Source organism: Corynebacterium felinum (genome assembly GCF_030408755.1).
GTDB classification, from domain to species: Bacteria; Actinomycetota; Actinomycetes; order Mycobacteriales; family Mycobacteriaceae; genus Corynebacterium; species Corynebacterium felinum.
On record NZ_CP047209.1, the window covers coordinates 533,888 to 554,228 of the forward strand.

17 protein-coding genes are annotated in these 20,341 nt (G+C 54.4%); 9 read left to right on the forward strand and 8 right to left on the reverse strand.

The genetic code is table 11. The features are described from left to right. Positions 1–122: 122 nt before the first annotated feature. From CFELI_RS02400 to CFELI_RS02410, 3 genes are all read right to left on the reverse strand, one after another. The gene (locus CFELI_RS02400; protein ID WP_277104152.1) at positions 123–803 is read right to left on the reverse strand and encodes a methionine ABC transporter permease; all 681 of its coding nucleotides are present in this window, start codon (positions 801–803) and stop codon (positions 123–125) included. Further along, entirely contained in the window at positions 800–1,831 is a 1,032-nt protein-coding gene (locus CFELI_RS02405; RefSeq protein ID WP_277104151.1) for a methionine ABC transporter ATP-binding protein, read from the reverse strand. The genes CFELI_RS02400 and CFELI_RS02405 overlap by 4 nt, the downstream gene beginning before the upstream one ends. A 110-nt stretch (positions 1,832–1,941) precedes the next feature. Next, entirely contained in the window at positions 1,942–2,835 is an 894-nt protein-coding gene (locus tag CFELI_RS02410; RefSeq protein WP_374724713.1) for a MetQ/NlpA family ABC transporter substrate-binding protein, read from the reverse strand. A gap of 135 nt (positions 2,836–2,970) precedes the next feature. On the opposite strand from CFELI_RS02410, the gene CFELI_RS02415 reads away from it, so the two are divergent. Genes CFELI_RS02415 through CFELI_RS02425 form a run of 3 tightly spaced genes read left to right on the forward strand, consistent with a single transcriptional unit; the run spans position 2,971 to position 7,842 of the window. Then, positions 2,971–6,117, forward strand: coding sequence for an error-prone DNA polymerase (locus tag CFELI_RS02415; RefSeq protein ID WP_277104150.1), 3,147 nt, complete (start codon positions 2,971–2,973; stop codon positions 6,115–6,117). A gap of 22 nt (positions 6,118–6,139) precedes the next feature. Then, a complete protein-coding gene (locus CFELI_RS02420; RefSeq protein ID WP_277104149.1) occupies positions 6,140–6,607 on the forward strand; it encodes a PH domain-containing protein in 468 nt (155 codons plus the stop codon). Then, positions 6,604–7,842, forward strand: coding sequence for a PH domain-containing protein (locus CFELI_RS02425; protein ID WP_277104148.1), 1,239 nt, complete (start codon positions 6,604–6,606; stop codon positions 7,840–7,842). The genes CFELI_RS02420 and CFELI_RS02425 overlap by 4 nt, the downstream gene beginning before the upstream one ends. Here CFELI_RS02425 and CFELI_RS02430 read toward each other — a convergent pair. Then, positions 7,839–8,609, reverse strand: a complete 771-nt coding sequence (locus CFELI_RS02430; RefSeq protein WP_374724714.1) for a class I SAM-dependent methyltransferase — start codon at positions 8,607–8,609, stop codon at positions 7,839–7,841. The genes CFELI_RS02425 and CFELI_RS02430 overlap by 4 nt on opposite strands. Before the next feature lie 315 nt (positions 8,610–8,924). Between CFELI_RS02430 and CFELI_RS02435 the strand changes: the two genes are divergently transcribed. Both CFELI_RS02435 and CFELI_RS02440 read left to right on the forward strand, forming a co-directional pair. Further along, a complete protein-coding gene (locus CFELI_RS02435) occupies positions 8,925–10,463 on the forward strand; it encodes an ATP-binding cassette domain-containing protein (protein WP_290259322.1) in 1,539 nt (512 codons plus the stop codon). Then, a complete protein-coding gene (locus CFELI_RS02440) occupies positions 10,453–12,201 on the forward strand; it encodes an ATP-binding cassette domain-containing protein (protein ID WP_290259324.1) in 1,749 nt (582 codons plus the stop codon). Before CFELI_RS02435 ends, CFELI_RS02440 begins: the two co-directional genes overlap by 11 nt. A gap of 690 nt (positions 12,202–12,891) precedes the next feature. Here the strand turns inward: CFELI_RS02440 and CFELI_RS02445 are convergent. After that, positions 12,892–13,359: a tRNA (cytidine(34)-2'-O)-methyltransferase gene (locus CFELI_RS02445; RefSeq protein WP_277104144.1), complete on the reverse strand. Its 468-nt coding sequence runs from the start codon at positions 13,357–13,359 to the stop codon at positions 12,892–12,894. A 33-nt stretch (positions 13,360–13,392) separates the two neighbouring features. On the opposite strand from CFELI_RS02445, the gene CFELI_RS02450 reads away from it, so the two are divergent. From CFELI_RS02450 to CFELI_RS02460, 3 genes are read left to right on the forward strand one after another with little or no spacing between them, the layout of a single operon-like run. After that, positions 13,393–15,006: a cation:proton antiporter family protein gene (locus CFELI_RS02450; RefSeq protein WP_277104143.1), complete on the forward strand. Its 1,614-nt coding sequence runs from the start codon at positions 13,393–13,395 to the stop codon at positions 15,004–15,006. 44 nt (positions 15,007–15,050) lie between these two features. Then, positions 15,051–15,899 (forward strand): bifunctional methylenetetrahydrofolate dehydrogenase/methenyltetrahydrofolate cyclohydrolase, encoded by an 849-nt coding sequence (locus CFELI_RS02455; protein WP_277104142.1) that lies wholly within the window; start codon positions 15,051–15,053, stop codon positions 15,897–15,899. Between the two features lie 24 nt (positions 15,900–15,923). Next, positions 15,924–16,265 carry a DUF3017 domain-containing protein gene (locus tag CFELI_RS02460; protein WP_290259328.1) on the forward strand — a complete coding sequence of 114 codons (342 nt, stop codon included), beginning with the start codon at positions 15,924–15,926 and terminating at the stop codon, positions 16,263–16,265. An 8-nt stretch (positions 16,266–16,273) separates the two neighbouring features. On the opposite strand, the gene CFELI_RS02465 is transcribed toward CFELI_RS02460, so the two are convergent. Continuing rightward, positions 16,274–17,245: a putative endonuclease domain-containing protein gene (locus CFELI_RS02465; protein ID WP_290259331.1), complete on the reverse strand. Its 972-nt coding sequence runs from the start codon at positions 17,243–17,245 to the stop codon at positions 16,274–16,276. 813 nt (positions 17,246–18,058) lie between these two features. Next, positions 18,059–19,177, reverse strand: a complete 1,119-nt coding sequence (gene metX, locus CFELI_RS02470; RefSeq protein ID WP_374724715.1) for a homoserine O-acetyltransferase MetX — start codon at positions 19,175–19,177, stop codon at positions 18,059–18,061. 195 nt (positions 19,178–19,372) lie between these two features. On the opposite strand from metX, the gene CFELI_RS02475 reads away from it, so the two are divergent. Further along, the gene (locus CFELI_RS02475; protein WP_277104973.1) at positions 19,373–19,648 is read left to right on the forward strand and encodes a hypothetical protein; all 276 of its coding nucleotides are present in this window, start codon (positions 19,373–19,375) and stop codon (positions 19,646–19,648) included. Positions 19,649–19,663: 15 nt separating this feature from the next. On the opposite strand, the gene CFELI_RS02480 is transcribed toward CFELI_RS02475, so the two are convergent. Further along, positions 19,664–20,227 (reverse strand): hemin receptor, encoded by a 564-nt coding sequence (locus CFELI_RS02480; protein ID WP_290259334.1) that lies wholly within the window; start codon positions 20,225–20,227, stop codon positions 19,664–19,666. Between the last annotated feature and the right edge of the window lie 114 nt (positions 20,228–20,341).

Here is a 20,341-nt window from a genome sequence, read left to right on the forward strand (position 1 = left end):
AGGGGGTGGGGGAGGTGTAAAGGTCGAGATACCTCGAGTGGGAAGGTGCGAGGAAGCCAAGCTTTTTCAACACCAAAAAAGGGGCGCCAGAGAAGGCACCCCTATTTTTAGTGTGTGAAAATTTATCGGCGCATGACCTTGCGGGAAAGCCAGTTGCCCAACAGCTGAGCAATCTGAACAATCACAATGATCACAAACACCGCAAAGTACATGACCTCGAAATTATAGGCGCGGTAACCGTACACAATAGCGAAGTCACCCAAGCCACCACCGCCGATATAGCCAGCCATCGCCGACATATCCACAATCGCAATAAAGATAAAGGTGTAACCCAAAATCAGTGGGCCCAACGCCTCAGGAATAATCACCGTCGTAATAATCTTCCACGGGCTTGCACCCATCGCACGGGCAGCCTCAACCACACCAGGATCAATACTGACCAAATTCTGCTCCACAATACGAGCCACGCCGAAGGTTGCTGCAATCGACATGCCGAAAATCGCGGCATCCCGACCAATCTGCGTACCAATGACCATCACAGTCAGCGGGCCAAAAGCAGAAAGCAAAATGATGAACGGAATCGGGCGAACAAAATTCACCAACACGTTAATGAACCTGAACAACGCCTTGTTCTTCAAAATGCCACCATCGCGGGTGGTGTAAAGCAAAATGCCCAGCGCAAGACCACAGAAACCACCAATGACCATGGTGAGCGACACCATCACCAAAGTATCAACGATAGCCTCAGTGAAAGTATCGCCAAGACGCGACCAGTCAGCCGCCGCCAAAGTATAGGTATTCATCGGAGAATCTCCTCAATCTCAGTGGTAGCCTTCAAAGCCTCATAAAAACCAGAAACTGCGTCATCAGGGCCAGACATACGCACAGTCACCTTGCCAAACGACTGCTTCTGCAACGTGGTCACACCACCATGGACAATACCGATCCGCGCCCCCCGGGCACGCGCCTCGGCAGCCGCAGCAAAGAACCCAGAATTCTCCGTCAAATTAATCGTAAACAACCGGCCCTCGTGGGCAAGCAAATCCTCAGCCTCAATCGAATCCGGAGTATTACGCAAACTCGTAGCCACAAAACGCTTCGCCACATCAGTCTGCGGATTAGAGAACACCTCAAAAGTAGAGCCATACTCCACCACACGACCCGCCTCCATCACCGCAACCTTATCGGCAATAGCGCGCACCACATCCATCTCGTGAGTAATCACCACAATGGTCAAACCCAACTCGTCATTCACCTTACGCAAAAGGTTCAACACCTCATGGGTGGTTTCTGGGTCCAACGCAGAAGTGGCCTCGTCGGCAAGCAAAAGCGCCGGGTCAGTCGCAAGAGCGCGGGCAATGCCCACACGCTGCTTCTGCCCGCCCGAAAGCTGCTCCGGGTAATTATCGCCACGATCCGACAAACCCACGAACTCCAACAACTCAGCAACCCGGGCTTGGCGCTGCTCTTTCGGCATTTTCGCCAACTTCAACGGGTACTCAACATTGCCCGCCGCAGTGCGTGAACGCATCAAATTGAACTGCTGGAAAATCATCCCAATATTACGACGCAACCCACGCAACTCGCGCTCAGGCAACCCCACAATATCAGTGCCATCCAGACGCAAATGACCAGAGGTGGGGGTATCGAGGCCGTTGATCATGCGCACCAACGTAGACTTGCCCGCGCCAGAATAGCCGATCACGCCAAGGATTTCGCCAGGCTCAACCGTCAAAGTCACCCCGTCAAGAGCAACAACCTCACCGGCGCCTTTCTTCGGGGAACGAAAAACCTTTGACAGGTTTTCGAACTCAATTCGTGTTCCGTTCACTTTAAGTATTCAACTTCTTCACTAGAGGGAAATAAAAAAATCTGCGAAAACTCCAAGACCCCCAAACTGTGCACAACACACATTTTGGGGGAGGCAAAGGAGGGAAAAAATTACTTCGCTTGCTCCTCAAGGCGATCGAGGATCTCCTTGAGCTGCTCAGGGGTGCGCTTCACAGCAACAGAGGTACCCTTCGAATCTTCAGCCACAGCAGCCAAAACCTCAGGGGAGTGCCACAGCTCCGCCAACTTCTTCACCTGAGGATCATCCTTATCCTCAGCCTTGACCACGAAAGCGTTGATATAAGGCTCAGCCTCAGGGGAAGCAGGATCATCCTTAAATACAGCCAACTTTGGATCAATGCCAGCGCGATCAAGGAAGGAATTGTTGATGATAGCAGGCTTGCCCTCACCGTAAGCAGCAGTGGTCTGAGCCGCATCCACAGGAGTGATGGTCACCTTGGACTTGTCCTTATCAATATCAGCCTCAGAAGGAGTCACAAGACCCTCAGCTTCAGGCTTCAAGGTGACCAGCTTTGCCTGAACCAACACGTTGATAGCGCGACCCAAGTTGGAAGGATCATTCGGAACAGCAACAGACTCGCCATCAATACCATCAAGGGAGGAATGATCCTTCCAGAACAGTGCCAAAGGAACGATCTCAGTAGCACCAACTGGGACCAAGTTGTCGTTATTGCCAACATTGTACTCAGCCAAGAACTTCAAGTGCTGGAACAGGTTCACATCAATCTGATCCTGGGACAGCGCCAAGTTAGGAGTGGAGTAATCGGAGAAGTTCGTGATATCCAGAGTGATCCCGTTTTCCTTCGCCAGATCCTTCAGCACAGCCCAGGACTTCATGGTGGAGTCGGTGGTGCCGATGCGGATAGTGGTGTTATCAGATGCAGGGGCTGCATCCTTGGAATCGGAGGAGCAAGCAACCAGGCCGGTTGCGGCAACGATCGTGGCTGCGGCAGCAGCAACGGTACGTGTAAACGAGATCTTCATGAAAAAACAACTCTCTTTGTCGAATACGAATGAAAAAACCTAGAGGGAACACTAGCGCAGGACAAAACAAATGTACAGCTTAGTCTATTCTCGGGGCGAAAATTACTCAAACATATGTTTGTATTATGTGCTAGTATGTGGGGTGTGGAATGGAATGCAGGTTTTCGCGGAAAAGCGCTCTCGTGGTCAAGGTTGGAGCGCATTTTGTCGGGCAAGCAGGAGCCGGAACTGCACCCAATTGAGCATTATACTGAGGTGAAAGAAAAGAAATCTGTTCGATTTTATTCATCTCGCCCGTGGGTGGAGTTGCATGCGGCGGGTAGTTATAATTTTTTGCGGGGCGCCTCCGAACCGCAGCAGATGGTCGATGCTGCCATAAAGGCGGGTATATGTGCGCTTTCTTTGCAGGATAGGGACGGTTTCTACGGTGCTATCGCTTTTGCTGAGGCGGCGGAAGATAGTGGGGTGGCTACTGTTTTCGGGGCGGAGCTTAGCCTAGACTATGCTGTCTTAACTTTGCTGTGTAAAAGCCCTGAAGGGTACCGTCGCGCATCGCGGCTGATGACACACGCGCACATGAGCGGATCGAAAGATCAGGTGCGCTACCCTGCACTTTCGCAGATCGCACGCGAGCTAGACGGGCACTGTTATGTGTTGGCTGGGGTGGAGTGGCTTGAGCAGATGGAGCAGCTGGTTGATGCGTTTGGCGCGAAGGATGTGTTGGCGGAGTATGTGGTGGGGATGTGCCCCGACGATGTTGATGCGTGGGAGCGTCTCGACGGCGTCGTCACGCGCTTGAGCATTGGTGCGGTTGCTACGAGCAGGGCCTGTGCTGCCAGCTTTGAGGATGCCCCTGTTGCGCAGGCAAAACAGGCGCTGGCTCGGCGCATGGATGTGATGGCAAGCGCGGGTGATCTGCACCCCATGGGGGCAACCTGGTTGCGCCGGGGCGAGGTGATTGCTGAAGTGCTCGGCCCGCAGCGCGAGTATTTAATGGATGCGGCTGTGGCGATTGCTCGCGAATGCGCGTTTGCACTGAGTGTGGTGCGCCCGAACCTGCCGCGCTGGGAAGTGCCCGAAGGACATGATGAGAGCAGCTGGTTGGCGCAGTTGGTGTGGGAAAGGTTTGAGCAGCGCTACGGCGGGCGTGAAGCGGGGATTATAAAACAGGCGAAAGCCCAGATTTCTCACGAGCTGGCGGTGATCGACGAGTTGGGTTTTCCCGGTTATTTTTTGATTGTCACAGATCTCGTGGATTTCGCGCGTGCCCATAATATTTTGTGTCAGGGGCGCGGGTCGGCGGCGAATTCGGCGGTGTGTTTTGCGCTGGGCATTACGAATGTGGAGCCGATTGCTGCGGGATTGTTGTTTGAGCGTTTCCTTTCTGCTGATCGGGAGGGCCCGCCGGATATCGATATTGATTGTGAGTCTGGCAGGCGTGAAGAGGTTATCCAGTATGTGTATTCCCGCTACGGGCGTGAGAATGCCGCCCAAGTAGCAAACGTCATTACCTACCGTTATAAAGGTGCGTTGCGTGATGCCGCACGGGCGTTAGGCTACCCGCCAGGGGCGAGCGATGGGTGGTCGAAACAGGTCACCGAAGCTCCATCGGATGTGGCAGCGCTTGCTCAACAACTTCGCGGACAGCCACGCCACTTAGGTATCCATTCTGGTGGGATGGTGATTTGTGATCGCCCCATTGCCGATGTTGTGCCCGTGGAATGGGCGCGCATGAAAGATCGAAGCATTGTGCAGTGGGATAAAGAAGGCTGCGCATGGGCAGGGCTGGTCAAATTCGACCTGCTGGGTTTAGGCATGCTCGAAGCGCTCCACCACATGATCGACCTTGTTGCGCAATCACACGGAATTACAGTGCAACTATGGGAGCTCGACATGGCCGACCCCAAGGTGTACGACATGCTGTGCGTAGGGGATGCCGTTGGTGTGTTTCAAGTAGAGTCGCGTGCCCAATTAGCAACCTTGCCCAGGTTAAAACCCCGCTGCTTTTTCGACCTCGTGGTCGAGGTTGCCCTGATTCGCCCCGGCCCGATCCAAGGTGGCAGCGTGCACCCCTATTTGCGGCGCCGTAACGGTGAAGAACCAGTGAGTTTTGAACACCCTGTGCTGGAAAAATCCTTGGCGAAAACACTCGGTATCCCACTGTTTCAAGAACAATTGATGCAGATCGCCGTCGATGCGGCAGGCCTCAGTGGCGGGGAGGCCGACCAGTTGCGCCGCGCGATGGGGTCGAAGCGATCCCCGCAACGCATGGCAGCACTCAAACAGCGTTTCTATCAGGGTTTGGAATCCACCAGCGGAATCACCGGGGAAGTAGCGGATGTGCTGTGGAATAAGGTGGTGGCATTCGCAGCCTACGGCTTCCCAGAATCACATGCGCAATCCTTCGCAGCACTGGTGTTTTTCTCCGCCTGGTTCAAGTGCTACTATCCCGCCGAGTTTTGCGTCGGGCTACTCAAAGCTCAACCCATGGGCTTTTATTCCCCACAATCCTTGCTTGCCGACGCCCGCCGCCACAACGTCCGCATCCTCCCCGTCTGCGTGAATCACTCCCGCAGCCACGCCAGCATCGAAAACGGCGCAATCCGACTCGGCCTCGACTTAGTCAAAGGCCTTTCCCACACCGACGATATTGTTGCCCATGCACCCTATAACACTGTGGCTGAGCTCGCGCGCCGGGCACACCTACAGGTTAATCATGTAGAAGCACTGGCGAAGGCGGGGGCGTTGGACTGCCTGGGGGTGGATCGTCGACAAGCATTATGGCAAGCCGGGGTTGCCGCAACAGAACACGACGGCATGCTGGAAGGACTCTCCTCATTTCATGCCCCCAGCCTGCCCGGCATGAATGCTTTCGAACTACTCGTGGCCGACATCGCCGCCACCGGCGTCAGCCACGACAAACACCCCATGGTGCTTTTGCGCAGCTACCTCGATACACAGGGGGTAATCCCAGCAAACAAACTCCTCGAAGTCGAAGACGCACACCGGATCTGGGTAGCCGGAATAGTCACCCACCGCCAACGCCCCGCCACCGCAGGTACAGTCACCTTCCTCGGCATGGAAGACGAAACAGGGCTGATGAACATCGTGGTCAGTGCCGGATTGTGGGAAAAACAGAAGAAAATAGCACGCACTGCCAAAGCCCTCATGGTGCGCGGGATTGTGAGCAACGCTAACCAGGTTGCCTCGATAAACGCCGATAAGCTGGTGGAATTACGCGTCGGCGAAGTCTTAAGCAGACGCTCGCGGGATTTTCACTAGCTGGGATAAGGTAGAAAACAGTATGAATATTACGCTCAACCCAGTGTCGAAAGACCTCATTATCATCCGCTACATTAGCCGCCTGCCCTGGCTCATTATCCCGATGATTGCTGCCATACTCTGGACCATTTTTGGCAAAGCCGGCTGGTGGGGCATCTCCCTTTCCTGCATAATAGGGCTCTTCCTCATCTGGCAGGCATGGCTGATTCCCAAACAAGTACACAACCTCGGCTGGTTAGAAACTGAAGAAGACCTACTGATCACCAAAGGTAAACTGTGGCACACCTTCACCGTGGTGCCCTACGGCAGGGTGCAATATGTAGATCTAAGCCAAGGCCCCTTGGAGCGCATCTATGGGTTGAAAACTTTAAAGCTCAACACCGCCTCAGTCACCTCAGATGCAAAAGTGCGCGGACTACTCGCCGAAGAAGCAGATCAGCTGCGGGAACGAGTATCGGAACGGGCGAAGAAGAAGATGATCGACCTGTGAGCGACACACCCTACCACCGCGTTCACCCACTCACCCCCGCGCTGAAAACATGGAGTGTGCTTTTTGCCCTCGCAGTATTTGCCACCACCACCTTCAGCGACTACACGGTTGAGCTCATCCGCCGCCTAGTTTCCTCAGACCGGGGTGAAACACTCCAAGCCGCCGGAATCATCACCTGTATCCTCTTCGTCTTCGTTTTCGCCTCCCTTTTGTGGTGGCGGGCAATCAGCTACAGCGTCACCGACACCGAAGTCACCTACCGCTGGGGTCTTTTTGATAAAAAAGTCAGAAGCGCACGCCTCGATCGCACCCAAGCAATCGATGTGTACCAACCCTTCCACGCCAGGCTGTTCGGGCTTGCCTCCGTGCGCATCGAAACCGCCGGCGGGCACAACTCCCGCGTCGAAATCTGCTACCTGCGCCGCAGCGTCGCCTACCGGCTCAAAGAACAACTCTTAGGCAAAGAAGAACAAGGCACACTACTTGTACCCCCAATCCCTGTGCACCGCACCCTGCTTTCCTCTTTCTTAAGCATCCCCGCGCTGTTTACCATCGTGACCACCGCCGCCACGGTTGCCGCCGACATTTCCGTTGCCGCCCTGATCCCCCTTTTCTTCGCCACCGTCCCACCGATCTGGCGCACCATCGACGGCTCCTACCAATTCACCGCGCGCCGGGTGGGCAATACCGTGACGGTCTCGTATGGTTTGGCGAATTTGCAGCGCAAGGTGCTGGATATGGATCGCACCCATGCGGTGATTGTGCGTCGCCCCGCATTGTGGCGTCCGTTTAATTGGTGGCGGGTGCGGGTGAGCGTGGCCGGTTACGGTGAAGGTACCCAAGGCATGACGGTGCTGCCCGTGGGGGATCGGAAAACAGCAATGATGCTGGTGGATCTTCTCATGGGGGTTGAGGTTGATCCGCTGAACATCCCCGAAAATATGCGCTACCGCAGCCCGCGCCAGGCACGCTGGGTTTCCCCTCTTGACTGGCGAAAACAGGCATGTGAACTGTCTGAGCATTTCGGGGTGGAATATCGTGGCAGGGTGGGGCGTCGTGTGGCGGTGGCGCACCGCCGCCACATCCAAGAAATTGGAATGCGCATCGGACCGATTCAACGACTTGTGGGCGTGGCTACAGTGCAGATGCACCTCGTGCACGGCCCGGTGACGATGACCGGACGCGACTTAGCGCTTGACGACGCCCACACACTGCTTGCCGAATTGCAACGCTAAAGCTTGCGCGCAACAATCCCAATGGCGCTTAAGTTCTTACTGTTGTCCCGAAACACTCGGCGCATATTCACGACCCGCTTGCGGGCATTAGGCCAGCGAATTAAGTTGAACACAATTTTAAACACGCGCAGTTTCTCATCCGCGATCAATTGCCGCGGGTGCAACAAGCCCATCGGAGCCACTTTAATGGACTCGAGGACAAAACCATGCTGCTCTAAAAGCGCTGCCCACTCCATCTCAGTCAGTGGGCGCGCATTCACTCTAATGCTGCGGGCAAGGTTCTTTTTCAGCTCCTCAGCAACCTTGTCATCCACATCATTCGGGACAAGTGCCAGCTCATGAATCCCGTAGTGGCCACCAGGGCGTAAAATACGAGCGGCCTCAGAAACAATACTGTTCTTAATTGTTTCTGACTGCATTGACAGCATCGCTTCACCGACAACAACATCGCACACGGCGTCGTCAAGCCCAGTTGCAGCCGCAGAACCGCACACAATCCGCGCACCCCCTAACTGTTGACGCAGCTGAGCAACCGCATTCTCATCCTCATCAATGCCGGTATACGTCCGTGGCCCATGAAGAAGAATGCTCTTCGCCGTCACACCTAAACCCGGGGCAAGCTCAACAACATCCTTATTTTTAAGATTGAGCTGATTAAGCATCCATTGGGACAACGCCACACCACCAGGGCGCAAAACCTTCTTGCCCAACTTTGCAAGCAACCAGTGCCCTTGAAGATGATCAATATCGCGCGCACGCTTATTCATAACACCACTCCCAACTTTAGGCATACCTAACATATTTAAATGTAGTCGCTGATCAGACGAAAAAACAGAGGAACTTGATCACACAGGCACACAGCACGCCACAGGGAAAGTCGTGGTGCATACCCCCCTGAAAGAAAAGACTTATGACCATTGTGCGCACGAGAAAACGATACATTAGTTTTTATGGTTCAACTGATGCGTTTTTTGTGCAAGAGGCGTGCGATCACCTCATTGTGGTGGTTTAATGCAGCACGACTATACCCATTAAAAACCATATTCTTGGGAGTATGCGCCTGTGTCCAAGCGGCGGCAGGAGTGTTGATTTTCCCGCTGCTAGGATTCGTGATTGAGGGTTTCAGTACCCATTCTGGGCCGAATGTCACTCGTATCATCCTTGCAGTATCCGTGGTGACAATCCCCACCTTCCTGCTTCCGATCACCACCCTCGTGGCACGACAACTCAACTACGATCTTCTCGCTTTGGGTAAAGAATCTATTGTCAGCGCTTCACTGCATACCGATGGGCAAGCGCGCGCCTTAGCGCTCGATTCTGATCTCCGCCAATGGTGGTTTCGCGAAAGCACCGATCTTGCGGTCATGATCGTTGGTATGCGCGTGGCCGCACTCGTGGGATTTATAACGGTGGCGCACTGGAATATCTTCGCAGCCATCAGCGTGAGCGCTGCTTTTATACTCAATGGCAATATCTTTCAACGCTGGATGGTCGCCGACATTGCTGAGCACGACCTCGATGATCGGGCGTCGACAAGCATCTTTCATGCTGTGACCACAAACCGCAACGGGGAATTCCTCCACTTCGGTGCCTACGGTTTTCTCGCACAACTTTATGGTCAACACATGCGCAGCCGCATACGCAAAGCAACCCGTGCGCGGGGAAAGCAGCTCGTGATGCTCGGGCTGAGCACAGCACTTGTGGTGGTGGCGCTGAGCTATGTGTGCCTGCAACTTACAGCGGATATCGCAGCGGGTACACGAAGCGTGGGACTTGTAGTCACCGTGATTCCCGCTTTTCTTGCACTCGCCGGGGCAGGGCCAACAGGCGATGCCGGCGTTGCAGTGCACAAGGCGCAAAAAACACTGAAAAATATTGTGCGCATGCACAATCGCGACACTCAGCAAATGACTGTAGTCGGCGAGGAAAAAGACCTAGAAACGTCCGGTGCATCAGACCTAGCAGTGATGGCGAAAAACCTGAGTGTGCGCATCGGCGAGAAAACAATTGTGCGCGATATAAACGTGGAGTTTCGGGAGGGCGAATTTATCGGCGTGGTTGGGCACAACGGTGCCGGAAAAACAACCCTGCTGCGCACACTTGCAGGGCTTATCCCGCCAGCATCCGGGACATTAACAGTGCGCCATGCTGCGGCGATGGTACTCCAAGACCCGCCGCGCTTCCCACTTGCGCTCGCAGAAAGCTCACTACACCACGAGATGAACTTAAGCACAATTCTTCCACGCTACGGCCTTGACTCAGACTGCGATCCCCGCGCGGGATTATCGGGCGGGCAGTGGCAACGCCTCGCGCTCGCTAGGGCGCACGCAGCCGTGGAAACAGGGCGCAGACTATTGCTTCTTGATGAGCCTTTTGCAGCGTTAGATGTGGACGCCGAGCAGCGTGTTGCCGCAACACTCGATGAGCTGCGCCAGCGCTATCCGCAACTGACAATCGTGCTGTCCACGCACCGATTAGGGATACTTGCCCACGCTGATCGTGTCCTAGTTCTGTCGCAGGGAAGGATCAGTGAAATGGGTTCGCATGATCAATTGATGGCGAAAGCAGGTGACTATGCCGCAACTTTTCAGCAACAAAAACGCAGCATCCATGGCACGTAGCAGCATGCGAGCGCGAGTGCTTTTCTTAGTGCATCTCGCCTGGCAGGCACACCCAGTTGCGCTGATAGGCAGCCTTGTTGAGGTGGCTAGTGGGTTAGTTGTGTTTGCCCAAGCATGGCTAATTTATAGCATTGTTGCTGCGCTTGTCGACGCCGCCACCAGCCGCGCTGTGATGCTCGCGCTGATTCTCGCAGCGGTCACCGGCATGACCCTATTACTGCAGGCGGCAGGAACCACCGCGCGGCTGCGCCTCGTGGATGCTGTCACCAGTACCATCAACAACACCGTTATCCGTGAGTTAGGAACGGTGGGAACGATCGATGAGCTAAACACCACAGCGCGAGTCGAGTTTCTGAGCATGATCCACCAGCAGCAAGGATCGGTCGGCCGAAGTGTGAATACCTGGCTTATTGGCGTAGTGAACCTCACCAATGTGATCAGCCTGCTGGTAGCAGCAACGCTGATACACCTCAGCTTGCTCATTGTGCCCCTTGCTGCTCTTCCACAGCTCTACCTCGGCCTAAACGGGCAACGAAAAAGTGAAGATGCCCTCGAAAAATCCGCCCCACACGGCGTTGAGCTTGACCGCCTACTGGAGCCGCTCACGCACAGTCATGGAGGAGATGAACTTCGCTTAAGTAGAGCAGGGGAGTACTACCGCAGTATCGTTGCGCGCACGACCTACAGGTGGCTTGAACGACAACGCTTAGCAACTTCACGCGCCTGCGCCCAAGAACTGGTCGGAGCTGTCATTCAGGCAGGAGGGCTCGGAGTGGCGTTATATCTTCTACTGCGTGAAGCACAAAGCCCAGATGCTGCGGCGATGGTATCTTCGGCAATTTTTGTGTTGGTACGCCTTGCTGCCACAGGTGCACTCGTGCACCACACCCTAAAAATGCTGATGAAATCCGACCGAGCAGTAGCTCGATTGTGCGCACTTCTTGCTGAACCTTTAAGCCAATTGCCCAAACCAATCCCCGCACAGGCGGGAATAAGCGTGAAAAACCTGCGCTACCGATACTCCCTAGATCAACCCTGGGCATTAGATGATCTCACCTGCGACATCCCGCTAGGCAGCACTGTTGCGGTGGTGGGGGAAAACGGTTCTGGAAAATCCACCTTCGGCGCCCTCCTTCTTGGGCTGCGCACCCCCACGAGTGGAACAGTGAGCATTCCACCAAAAAGTTCGTATGCCTTTGTTCCCCAAGAACCAGCACGTCTAACAGCCACGGTTTTTCATAATGTGGGGATAGGTGCCGTATCCGGAAAAACCGTTGTGTGCACTGAAAACCAAATAGAAGAAGCACTGGGGAAAGTGCAGTACACACTGCCTGCCCACAAGGGTGCGCTCATGGATACTTTCTTAGTCCCGCAGCGCGAGCACACCGATGCATCGTGTCTGGCACCTTCAGGTGGGCAATGGAAAAGAATCGGCATTGCCCGAGCATTACTGCGTGAACACGCCACCATCCAAGTATTCGATGAAGCCAATGCGGCACTCGACCCTGAAGGAGCAACGCTCATAGCTCAGACCATTGAGGCAAGTCCCGTGCCAGAAAACAGCATCCGCATTGTGATCACCCATAATCTTGGTACCGCGCGCACCGCCGATCAGATCTTGGTACTCCACCGCTCGAAACTCGTGGGCAGCGGAACACATGAACAACTCATGCGCCCTGGAGTCTGCCCACACTACGTGCAGCTATACCGCGCCCAAGAACGCGGCTATGACCAGTAGTGGATCTTCCACAAGGGATGAGAGGACAGTCAATCTTTAAAAGACCCGCGCTACAAAAGCCTACGGTGTAACCACATTGGGTAAATCTAGGATTCAGATCAGTTCACTGTTTTTATTTCCTTTCGGATTCTCAACTAGGCGCTGCGGGGTTGTTTGTGGCGGGTGTGTCACAGGTGCACTGCTTGCACACATTGGGGTAACTCGACTCTTTCCCCTTTTAAGTCTTTGTATCTACAACACAAGCGCGTTTTGGTCGAGAAAGCTTCCACAATGAGGGACCCCGCGAAGGTGTTTCCTCGTGTGCACGAGCGAACTCGACCTTTCCTTTTCAAAGGGGGAAGAAACAGGGCAGTGCGCACTGATTGGTCGAGAAACCTCCCACACGGCACAACACTAGGTGTAGATACAGTTTCGGCAGATGCGCGCTTACTCGACTCTTTCCCCACGCTGTGGTGATTACACGCAGTGCGGGAAAGAAAGGTCGAGAAACCGCTACGAGTAACCATCCCTAGGGAAAAGCTGAGCTGGCACTGAAACCATCAGTACGCAGGAAAACAGGACAGGACTTAAGAGCTCATGCGTTTTACTTAGGCGATCGGACATGACCGAAGTGGTAACACGTGGACACACAGCACAGGCGAGTACCAGTGGCAGGTTCACCTTGATGTATGAAAACTAAGCCAACTGGGCTTAAATCCCGATGAAACCTAGCTGGCGCCACGCCTCATAGGTGGCCACCGCAGCCGCATTAGACAAATTCATGGACCGTCGGCCCGCAAGCATGGGGATGCGCACCCTGGCGGTGATGCGGGGGTGGGCAAGTGTGTGTTCACTGAGCCCCGTGGGTTCAGTTCCGAAAAGCAGAATATCGCCGGGTTGGTACTCCACCTCGTCATAGGACAGTTCGCCCTGAGTAGTGAAAGCAAAAACGCGGGCGTTGGGGAGGGCGTCGAAAAGCGCTTCAAGATTTTCGTGAACACTCACATCGGCAAGGTCATGGTAATCGAGCCCCGCGCGGCGCAGATTCTTTTCCTCCATATTGAACCCCAGCGGGCCCGCCAAGTGGAGGTGAGCGCCGGTACCTGCGCACATGCGGATAGCGTTGCCGGTGTTCGGGGGGATACAGGGTTGGTCGAAGACGACGTGGACGAATGGCATAAAAAGTAATCATAGTAACTAGGATTGGGGATTATGCCAGAGGAGTTTTTATTACCCGCAATCGTTGCCATTATTGGTGGGCTTGGTGCCTCGGCCGTGAGACTCCCACCACTTGTGGGTTTCCTCGGCGCGGGCTTTGTGCTCAGCGCCATGGGTTTTGAGCATATTCCTGGTGTGGGGGAGTTGGGTGAAGTTGGTGTGGCAATTTTGCTGTTCACCATTGGTTTGCACCTCGATATATCCACGCTGACGAAAGTGCGCATCGTGGGCACGGCGGTGGGGCATGCCGCGCTCAATATTGTGGTGTATGCCGTGATTTTGGCGGGGCTTTCCTTTCTGCCCTTTGCGCTTTTTGCAGGCACTGGCATTGCGGCGTTTTTGCTGATCGGTTTGGCTAGTTCGTTTTCTTCCACGGTGTTTGTGATGGCACTTTTGGAAGATTCTGGGCGTATCCGCTCGCGTGTGGGTCAGATCGCGGTGGGTGTTTTGGTGTTGCAAGATATCTTCGCGGTGGTGTTTCTCGTGCTGGCGAGTGGTAAAACACCTCAGCCGTGGGCTTACTTGTTGCTGCTGTTGCCGCTGATTCGCCCTGTGGTGCGTCAATTGCCGGATCGTGTGTACCGCATGGAATTGCTGGTGTTAGCTGGCGTTACTATCGCAATTGGTGCGTATGCGTTGTTTGAGCTGGCTGGTTTGTCGGGCACTTTCGGTGCGCTGGTGATGGGTTTGGTTTTGGCTGGTCATCCCATTGCGGGGCGTTTGTTTAAGGGTCTGACTAGTGTGCGTGAGCTGCTGCTGGTGGGTTTTTTCATTGAGATTGGTTTGGGCGGTGTTCCTGATCTTGGTGGTTTTATTGCGGCAGGTATTTTGCTGGCGTTGTTGCCTTTGAAGGCGCTGATGTTTGTTGGTGTGTTGTATAAGGTGGGGATGTCGCGGCGTACGTCGGTGTTGACGGCGGGTGCGTTGGCGAATTATTCGGAGTTTGGTTTGATTGTGGCTACGTTGGCGGCGTCGCGAGGCATGCTGGATTCTTCGTGGGTGCAGGTGATGGCGCTGGCTGTTGCGGGTTCTTTTGTGCTTAGTGCGATTGCATCGTTGAAGATGGATCTGTTTTTTGAGCGTTTGGTGGAGATGTTGCCGGCGCGTGATCCGTCGCGTTTGGCTGCGGGTGAGCGTCCGCTGGAGATTGGTGGTGTGGATGCGATTATTTTGGGTATGGGTCGAGTCGGCGCGGGTGCGTATAAGCAGCTGACTGAGAAATATGGGTTGACTGTTGCCGGCATTGAGCATGATGAGGATCGGGTGCGTGATATGCGCGCCCGCGGCTATATTGTTTTCCAGGGCGATGCGACTGATCCGGAGTTGTGGGCGCGGATGCGCGCTAGTCAGCATGAGCCGCGGTTGTTGGTGCTGGCGATGCCTGATCATGATGCGAATTTGGGTGCGTTGAATATTTTGCGTGCGCAGGGTTCAACGATGGTGACTGCGGCGATTGCGAAATACAATTTCAAGACTCAGCAGCTGAGTGATTTTGGTGTCGACGCAAGCGTGAACTTGTATTCCGGTGCTGGTACTGAGCTTGCCGACGTCGCCTTCCGCGCCATGGTTGAGTGCGAAAGCTGCCACTTTAACTCCGAAGATGACTAATCGGGGTGTGTTCTTTGGCATCGGTCGTGGAATAATTACTTTCCATGACTGCAACCAAGCTTGACGGCAATCTTTACCGCGATGAAATTTTTTCTGATCTTGCTTCTCGTGTGGCTGCGCTGCGTGAGAAGGGAATTGTTCCAGGGCTGGCAACGGTGCTGGTGGGGGATGATCCGGCTTCGCATTCTTATGTGAAGATGAAGCACCGTGACTGCGAGCAGATTGGCGTGCGTTCCATTCGTCGGGATCTGCCTGCGGATATTACTCAGGAGCAATTGCATCAGGTGATTGATGAGCTCAATGCTGATCCTGAGTGCACTGGTTATATTGTGCAGTTGCCGTTGCCGAAGCATTTGGATGAGAATGCGGTGCTAGAGCGTATCGACCCAGCCAAAGATGCCGATGGTTTACACCCAGTGAACTTGGGCAAGTTGGTGCTCAATGAGCCAGCACCACTGCCATGTACCCCTAACGGTGCGATTCATTTGCTCAAGCGTTTCGGTGTAGAGACTGCCGGTAAGAAGGTGGTTGTGATTGGTCGCGGTGTCACTGTTGGCCGTCCGATCGGTTTGATGCTGACTCGCCGCTCAGAAAACGCCACTGTTACCTTGTGCCACACAGGTACGAAGGATTTGAAGGCGGAAACCCTTCAAGCGGACATCATTGTGGCGGCAGCAGGCGTTGGCCACATGCTGACCGCTGACATGGTTGCCCCAGGTGCGGCTGTTTTAGATGTGGGTGTGTCGCGCGTAAACGGAAAGCTTTTAGGCGACGTGCACCCCGACGTATGGGATGTCGCTGGTTTTGTTTCCCCTAACCCAGGTGGTGTGGGTCCTTTGACCCGTGCTTTCTTGGTGCGAAACGTTGTTGAGCGCGCGGAGCAACAAGCCTAATTCGCAGAAAGCGTGATCAGAAAAATGCCCGCAGTGCCTACGCCCCCAGCCTCCCCGCTGGATAATCCTCATGATGTGAATCTGCTACCGTCGCGCATTCCGCGCCCGCTGCAGATTGCCGCAGTGGTGGTGTTTGTGTTGGGTGTGCTTGCCTCGGGTATTTTTTCGTTCACGGAACATTGGCGTCGAGCCACATTTACCCTAGGGGTAGCGTTGCTCTGGCTGTCGGTACTGCGCTTGACTTGCGACTCAAAGATTTTGGGCGTGTTAGCGGTGCGCTCGCGCACTTTTGATGCGCTCTATACCGCCCTGGGCGGTTCCCTGATGATTTTCCTTTCCTCCTCCGTGGACTCCTTGGGCAGCTAAAACATCATTTAAGCTGTGCGTTTGTGGTGGTTTTGTAGTATTTTGCGCAGGTGGTAGATGATGGGGTGGTTGAGGGGGTCGAGGTTGGGGATGTCGTTTCTACTTAGGCTGGGGTCTACTTCTTCTGGGTGGTAGCGGATGATGATGTAGCCGTGGTTTTGGATGATTTTTTCTCGGTAGCGTTCGTTTTCAAGCGCGTGGTAGTTGTTGCGGGTTTTAGCTCTGCCGTCGATTTCTATCCCGATGAATCCATTGACTACGATGTCAATCCGGTAGCTTTGGACTGGTACTTGGATTTCGATGCTGGTTAGTTCAGGGATGCGGTCGAATACGCTTTCAATCAGGCGGCGTGCTTTGGTTTCATACAGGCTTTCGCTGCCTTCTTGTGCAGTTGCTAATAGCTCTAAGGCGCGGGGTTTGCCTGTGATGCTGGGCATGGATTTAATCTCTGCATATGCTTGGATTTTAGAAATCCTCCGATGGTAAAACGCTGCTTCGATAAATGTCATGGCGGTGTCTTCGTCTTCTTCTTTAGCTACTAGGTCTACGAATGTGCGTGGAATAGTGGTGACGCGGATGCCGTTTTCTTCCATGATGTCTTTTTCCGGTAGCAGTCTGGATGTGTAGGTGGCGTAGGGGCTGCGTTGGTTTTTTGCTGGGGGTTTCATGGTGCCGGGAAGAGTAAGCTGCACGGTGACAAAATCAGTGGTGTTTGAGATAAAGGGGATGCCTAACACGCAGGCGGCTGCCCTGCCGGTTAAGACTGCCGAACGTGATGTTGACGCTACGGCGTAGCAGCGCATCAGATTGCGTCTGCTGGGTACTAGACGGTGAAAAACCGCAGAATTAATTGCTTGGGTTGAGGCTAGTTTGGTGATGCTGCTTGTGGTGTCGTGTGTGGTTTTCCGCAGGTTGATCAATGCATGGAATGGGAGGGGGTTATTTAGCCCACAGGTGATGTTGTAGGAATTGGTGGTCATATTTTTATCAGAACACACCTTCAGCAGGTTCGCATGTCGAGAGTGAAAAAATGTCCTTTTGCCTGTGGATAACTTCACTTCCTGGTTTCACTGAAGCTTGTCAATACAGGCTTTCGCCCAGGGGGTTACTCGACTGTTTTGCTTCTGGGTCCTGAAATCCTTGAGCTTGGTGTGGATTGGTCGAGAAACCCCTGGCGGGTTTGATCCTGGGAGTGTGTTGTGCCCGATACGGATTGGGGTTACTCGACTTTTGTGTTCCCAAGGTTGTGGATTCATGGGTACACGCGCGAATTGGTCGAGAAACCCCAAGCGTGGGCTTTACATGGGGTGGTTGCTTGTATTGGCTAAAGGTGTTTACTCGACTGTTTCGCACTTGGGTCCTGAAAATCTTGAGCTTGGTGTGGATTGGTCGAGAAACCTCAGGCGGGTTTGATCCTGGGAGTGTGTTGTGCCCGATACGGATGAAGGTGACTCGACTTTTGTGCTCCCAAGGTTGTGGATTCATAGGTCCCAGCGCGAATTAGTCGAGAAACCCTAGGCGGATTTAATCCTGGGAGGGTGTTGTACCCGATATGGATTGGAGTAACTCGACTTTTATGCTCCTAAGGGCGTGGATTCATGGATCCATGCGCGAATTGGTCGAGTAGCCACACACAGGCTGCACCACACGGGATGCGAAGTCCCGTTAGAACTCGACTTTTGCGCACCTAGGGCTACAGATCCCGAGGCTCGTAGGTGGATTGGTCGAGTAACCCCAGGCGCGGGAGTTGGGGAGGGGGGAGTCTTAAGTCTGAGCGGGGAAGAACAATCCCCCTAGTTTTCTTTGTGGTGCAGGAAGAGGCGGTCGTCTTCGATTTCTTGGTTGACCAGCAGCAGGAAGCGTCGGATGATGCGGTCGACTTGCCGTGACTCGGTGAGGAAGGCGTCGTGGCCAACGGGGGAGGAGATTTTGGCCATGGCGATCAGGTTGCCGAGGTTGCGGGAGAGGTGTTCTTGCTGGTGGTAGGGGTAGAGGATGTCGGTGTCTACGCCGGCGATCATGGTGGGTACGGTGGATGCGCCCAGTGCTTTGTTTAACCCGCCGCGCCCGCGCCCGATGTCGTGGCGGTTGAGTGCTTCGGTGAGGGTGACGTAGCTGCCGGCGTCGAAACGCTTGGTGAGTTTGAGTCCCTGGTGTTCCAGGTAGCTTTGCACGGCGAAGCGTTGGGTGCTGCTGCGGTGGGTGCCGAGTGGGTTTTCGCCCTGCTGTGGGTCGGTGCCGAAGCGTTCGTCGATTTCGAGCTCACCCCGGTAGGTGAGGTGGGCGATGCGTCGTGCTGCGGCGAGTCCGCGGAGTGGGGCTTCGGTGGCGTAGTAGTCGCCGCCGTGCCAGTTGGGGTCTTGTTCGATTGCGTCGATTTGGGCGGTTTGTATGCCGATTTGCCAGGCGCTTGCCCGTGCGGATACTGCCATGACGAGTGCGCCGCGCAGCATGGTGGGGTGCATGAGTGACCATTCGAGGGCGCGCGCGCCGCCCATCGATCCGCCGAGTACTGCGTGAACTTTAGTGATCCCTAAGGTGGACAAGAATTGCTTTTCGACGTCGACAAGATCCCGCACCGACAGTGCGGGGAAGCGTGACCCCCAGGGTGTGCCGGTGGGGTCTGGGCTGCTGGGGCCGGTGGAGCCTTTGCAGCCGCCGAGTGCGTTGGTGCATACGATGCAATAGGTGTTGGTGTCGAGTGCTTTGCCGGGCCCGAGCATGTCGGCCCACCATTCGGCCACGTTGGAGTCGCCGGTTAAGGCGTGTTCGACGAGGATGAGGTTGTCGCCGGTGTAGTTGCCCCAGGCTTGGTAGGCGATGGTGACGTTGGGGAGTGTAGCGCCTGCTTCGGTGTGGAAATCGCCAATGGCTACGTGTGTGAGTTCGCCGGTGGTGATGATGGAAGCCACGGTGTTTCTCCCTTGAATTGGTGACAATGAAACTCAGCTCATGCTACCTGTACCGCTCTGTCTAGTCCATTGTGGCGCGACAGTGGGTTGGAGAAAAACTGTGGTGGTGTGGGAGTATTTCTATTCTCCGGGTGAGTGAAAGAAAAAGGTCCCAAACGCTAGTGTTGGGCTCAGGGGGTGCACTAGGATGAAAGCATGCGTGCTTTTTCTCGTCTGACTGTGGTTTTCATCGTTGTGCCGATTGTGCTTCTGTTGTGTGTGGCGGCATGGATTTTTGGTGTGAAAACGCAAGCGCAGGAATCAGCCCCATCTGTGACACCAGTGTGGTGTGAGGATGATGATGAAGAGGAAGATTTCGAGATTAGCGATGAGGAAGCCGACTTCGGCTGGACTATGTATATTGATGTCGAGGAGGCGAAAAGGCTGGGCATCCCCATTGATGATGGAGATGGCTCGGAATGTGACAGATAGTTTCTGGCCTGATCGTTAACCTTCGACCGGCTTCATTGAGGCGGTGTCATCGGACAGTGGGGCGGGTTGGGGCTGCTTTTTCTTCAGCTTGCGCTGCGCCTTCTTGTTCTGTTTTGCCTTTTCGTCGCTTGACCACATGGGGTTCATGCCGGGCATGAGCCATGCCAGCACAAAGGTGAGAACAGCGGCACCAGCGCCGGTGTAGGTGCGAATATCGTCGGGGGAATACCAGAACGTAGCCACGTTAATCGCAATAATGCTGCCCCAAAAAAGTGCAATTAAAAGCACTAATTTTTGTGGGTTCGCTTTCGTGTTCTCCACCCACTGTTGCTGTGGGAAGCGATCCCGTGCTTCTTTACGGATCCGGCGTGCCGTTTTTTGCCCAGGGACGATCGTTGCGTATAGCAGCAATGCTAAGCCTACGCCGGCGACGATCAGGTTTCCCACCACAAAACCAAAACCCAAAATTGCAGCAGCAAGGCAAAAGGAAAACCTCTCTGCCCTCGTAAGGGGTAAACCCTTTGATGGGTCAACATCAGGGTAAAGGTTGGAAAAAGCGGTCATATTAAGCGAATTCATAAAGGTTGGATAAAGCTTTCCTCAAAATAGGTAAACCGACGCAACTAAGTGTAGCCTATACATGGTTGTATAAGTGTGCGAAGCTTAACCTAACCGAATGAGGGCACACAACCC

Coding starts and splice junctions, on each gene's coding strand:
- CFELI_RS02400 (WP_277104152.1), bottom strand. CDS start 803: ATGAATACCTATACTTTGGCGGCGGCTGACTGGTCGCGTCTTGGCGAT.
- CFELI_RS02410 (WP_374724713.1), bottom strand. CDS start 2,835: ATGAAGATCTCGTTTACACGTACCGTTGCTGCTGCCGCAGCCACGATC.
- CFELI_RS02415 (WP_277104150.1), top strand. CDS start 2,971: ATGTGGGGTGTGGAATGGAATGCAGGTTTTCGCGGAAAAGCGCTCTCG.
- CFELI_RS02420 (WP_277104149.1), top strand. CDS start 6,140: ATGAATATTACGCTCAACCCAGTGTCGAAAGACCTCATTATCATCCGC.
- CFELI_RS02430 (WP_374724714.1), bottom strand. CDS start 8,609: ATGAATAAGCGTGCGCGCGATATTGATCATCTTCAAGGGCACTGGTTG.
- CFELI_RS02440 (WP_290259324.1), top strand. CDS start 10,453: ATGGCACGTAGCAGCATGCGAGCGCGAGTGCTTTTCTTAGTGCATCTC.
- CFELI_RS02445 (WP_277104144.1), bottom strand. CDS start 13,359: ATGCCATTCGTCCACGTCGTCTTCGACCAACCCTGTATCCCCCCGAAC.
- CFELI_RS02450 (WP_277104143.1), top strand. CDS start 13,393: ATGCCAGAGGAGTTTTTATTACCCGCAATCGTTGCCATTATTGGTGGG.
- CFELI_RS02455 (WP_277104142.1), top strand. CDS start 15,051: ATGACTGCAACCAAGCTTGACGGCAATCTTTACCGCGATGAAATTTTT.
- CFELI_RS02460 (WP_290259328.1), top strand. CDS start 15,924: ATGCCCGCAGTGCCTACGCCCCCAGCCTCCCCGCTGGATAATCCTCAT.
- CFELI_RS02465 (WP_290259331.1), bottom strand. CDS start 17,245: ATGACCACCAATTCCTACAACATCACCTGTGGGCTAAATAACCCCCTC.
- CFELI_RS02475 (WP_277104973.1), top strand. CDS start 19,373: ATGCGTGCTTTTTCTCGTCTGACTGTGGTTTTCATCGTTGTGCCGATT.
- CFELI_RS02480 (WP_290259334.1), bottom strand. CDS start 20,227: ATGAATTCGCTTAATATGACCGCTTTTTCCAACCTTTACCCTGATGTT.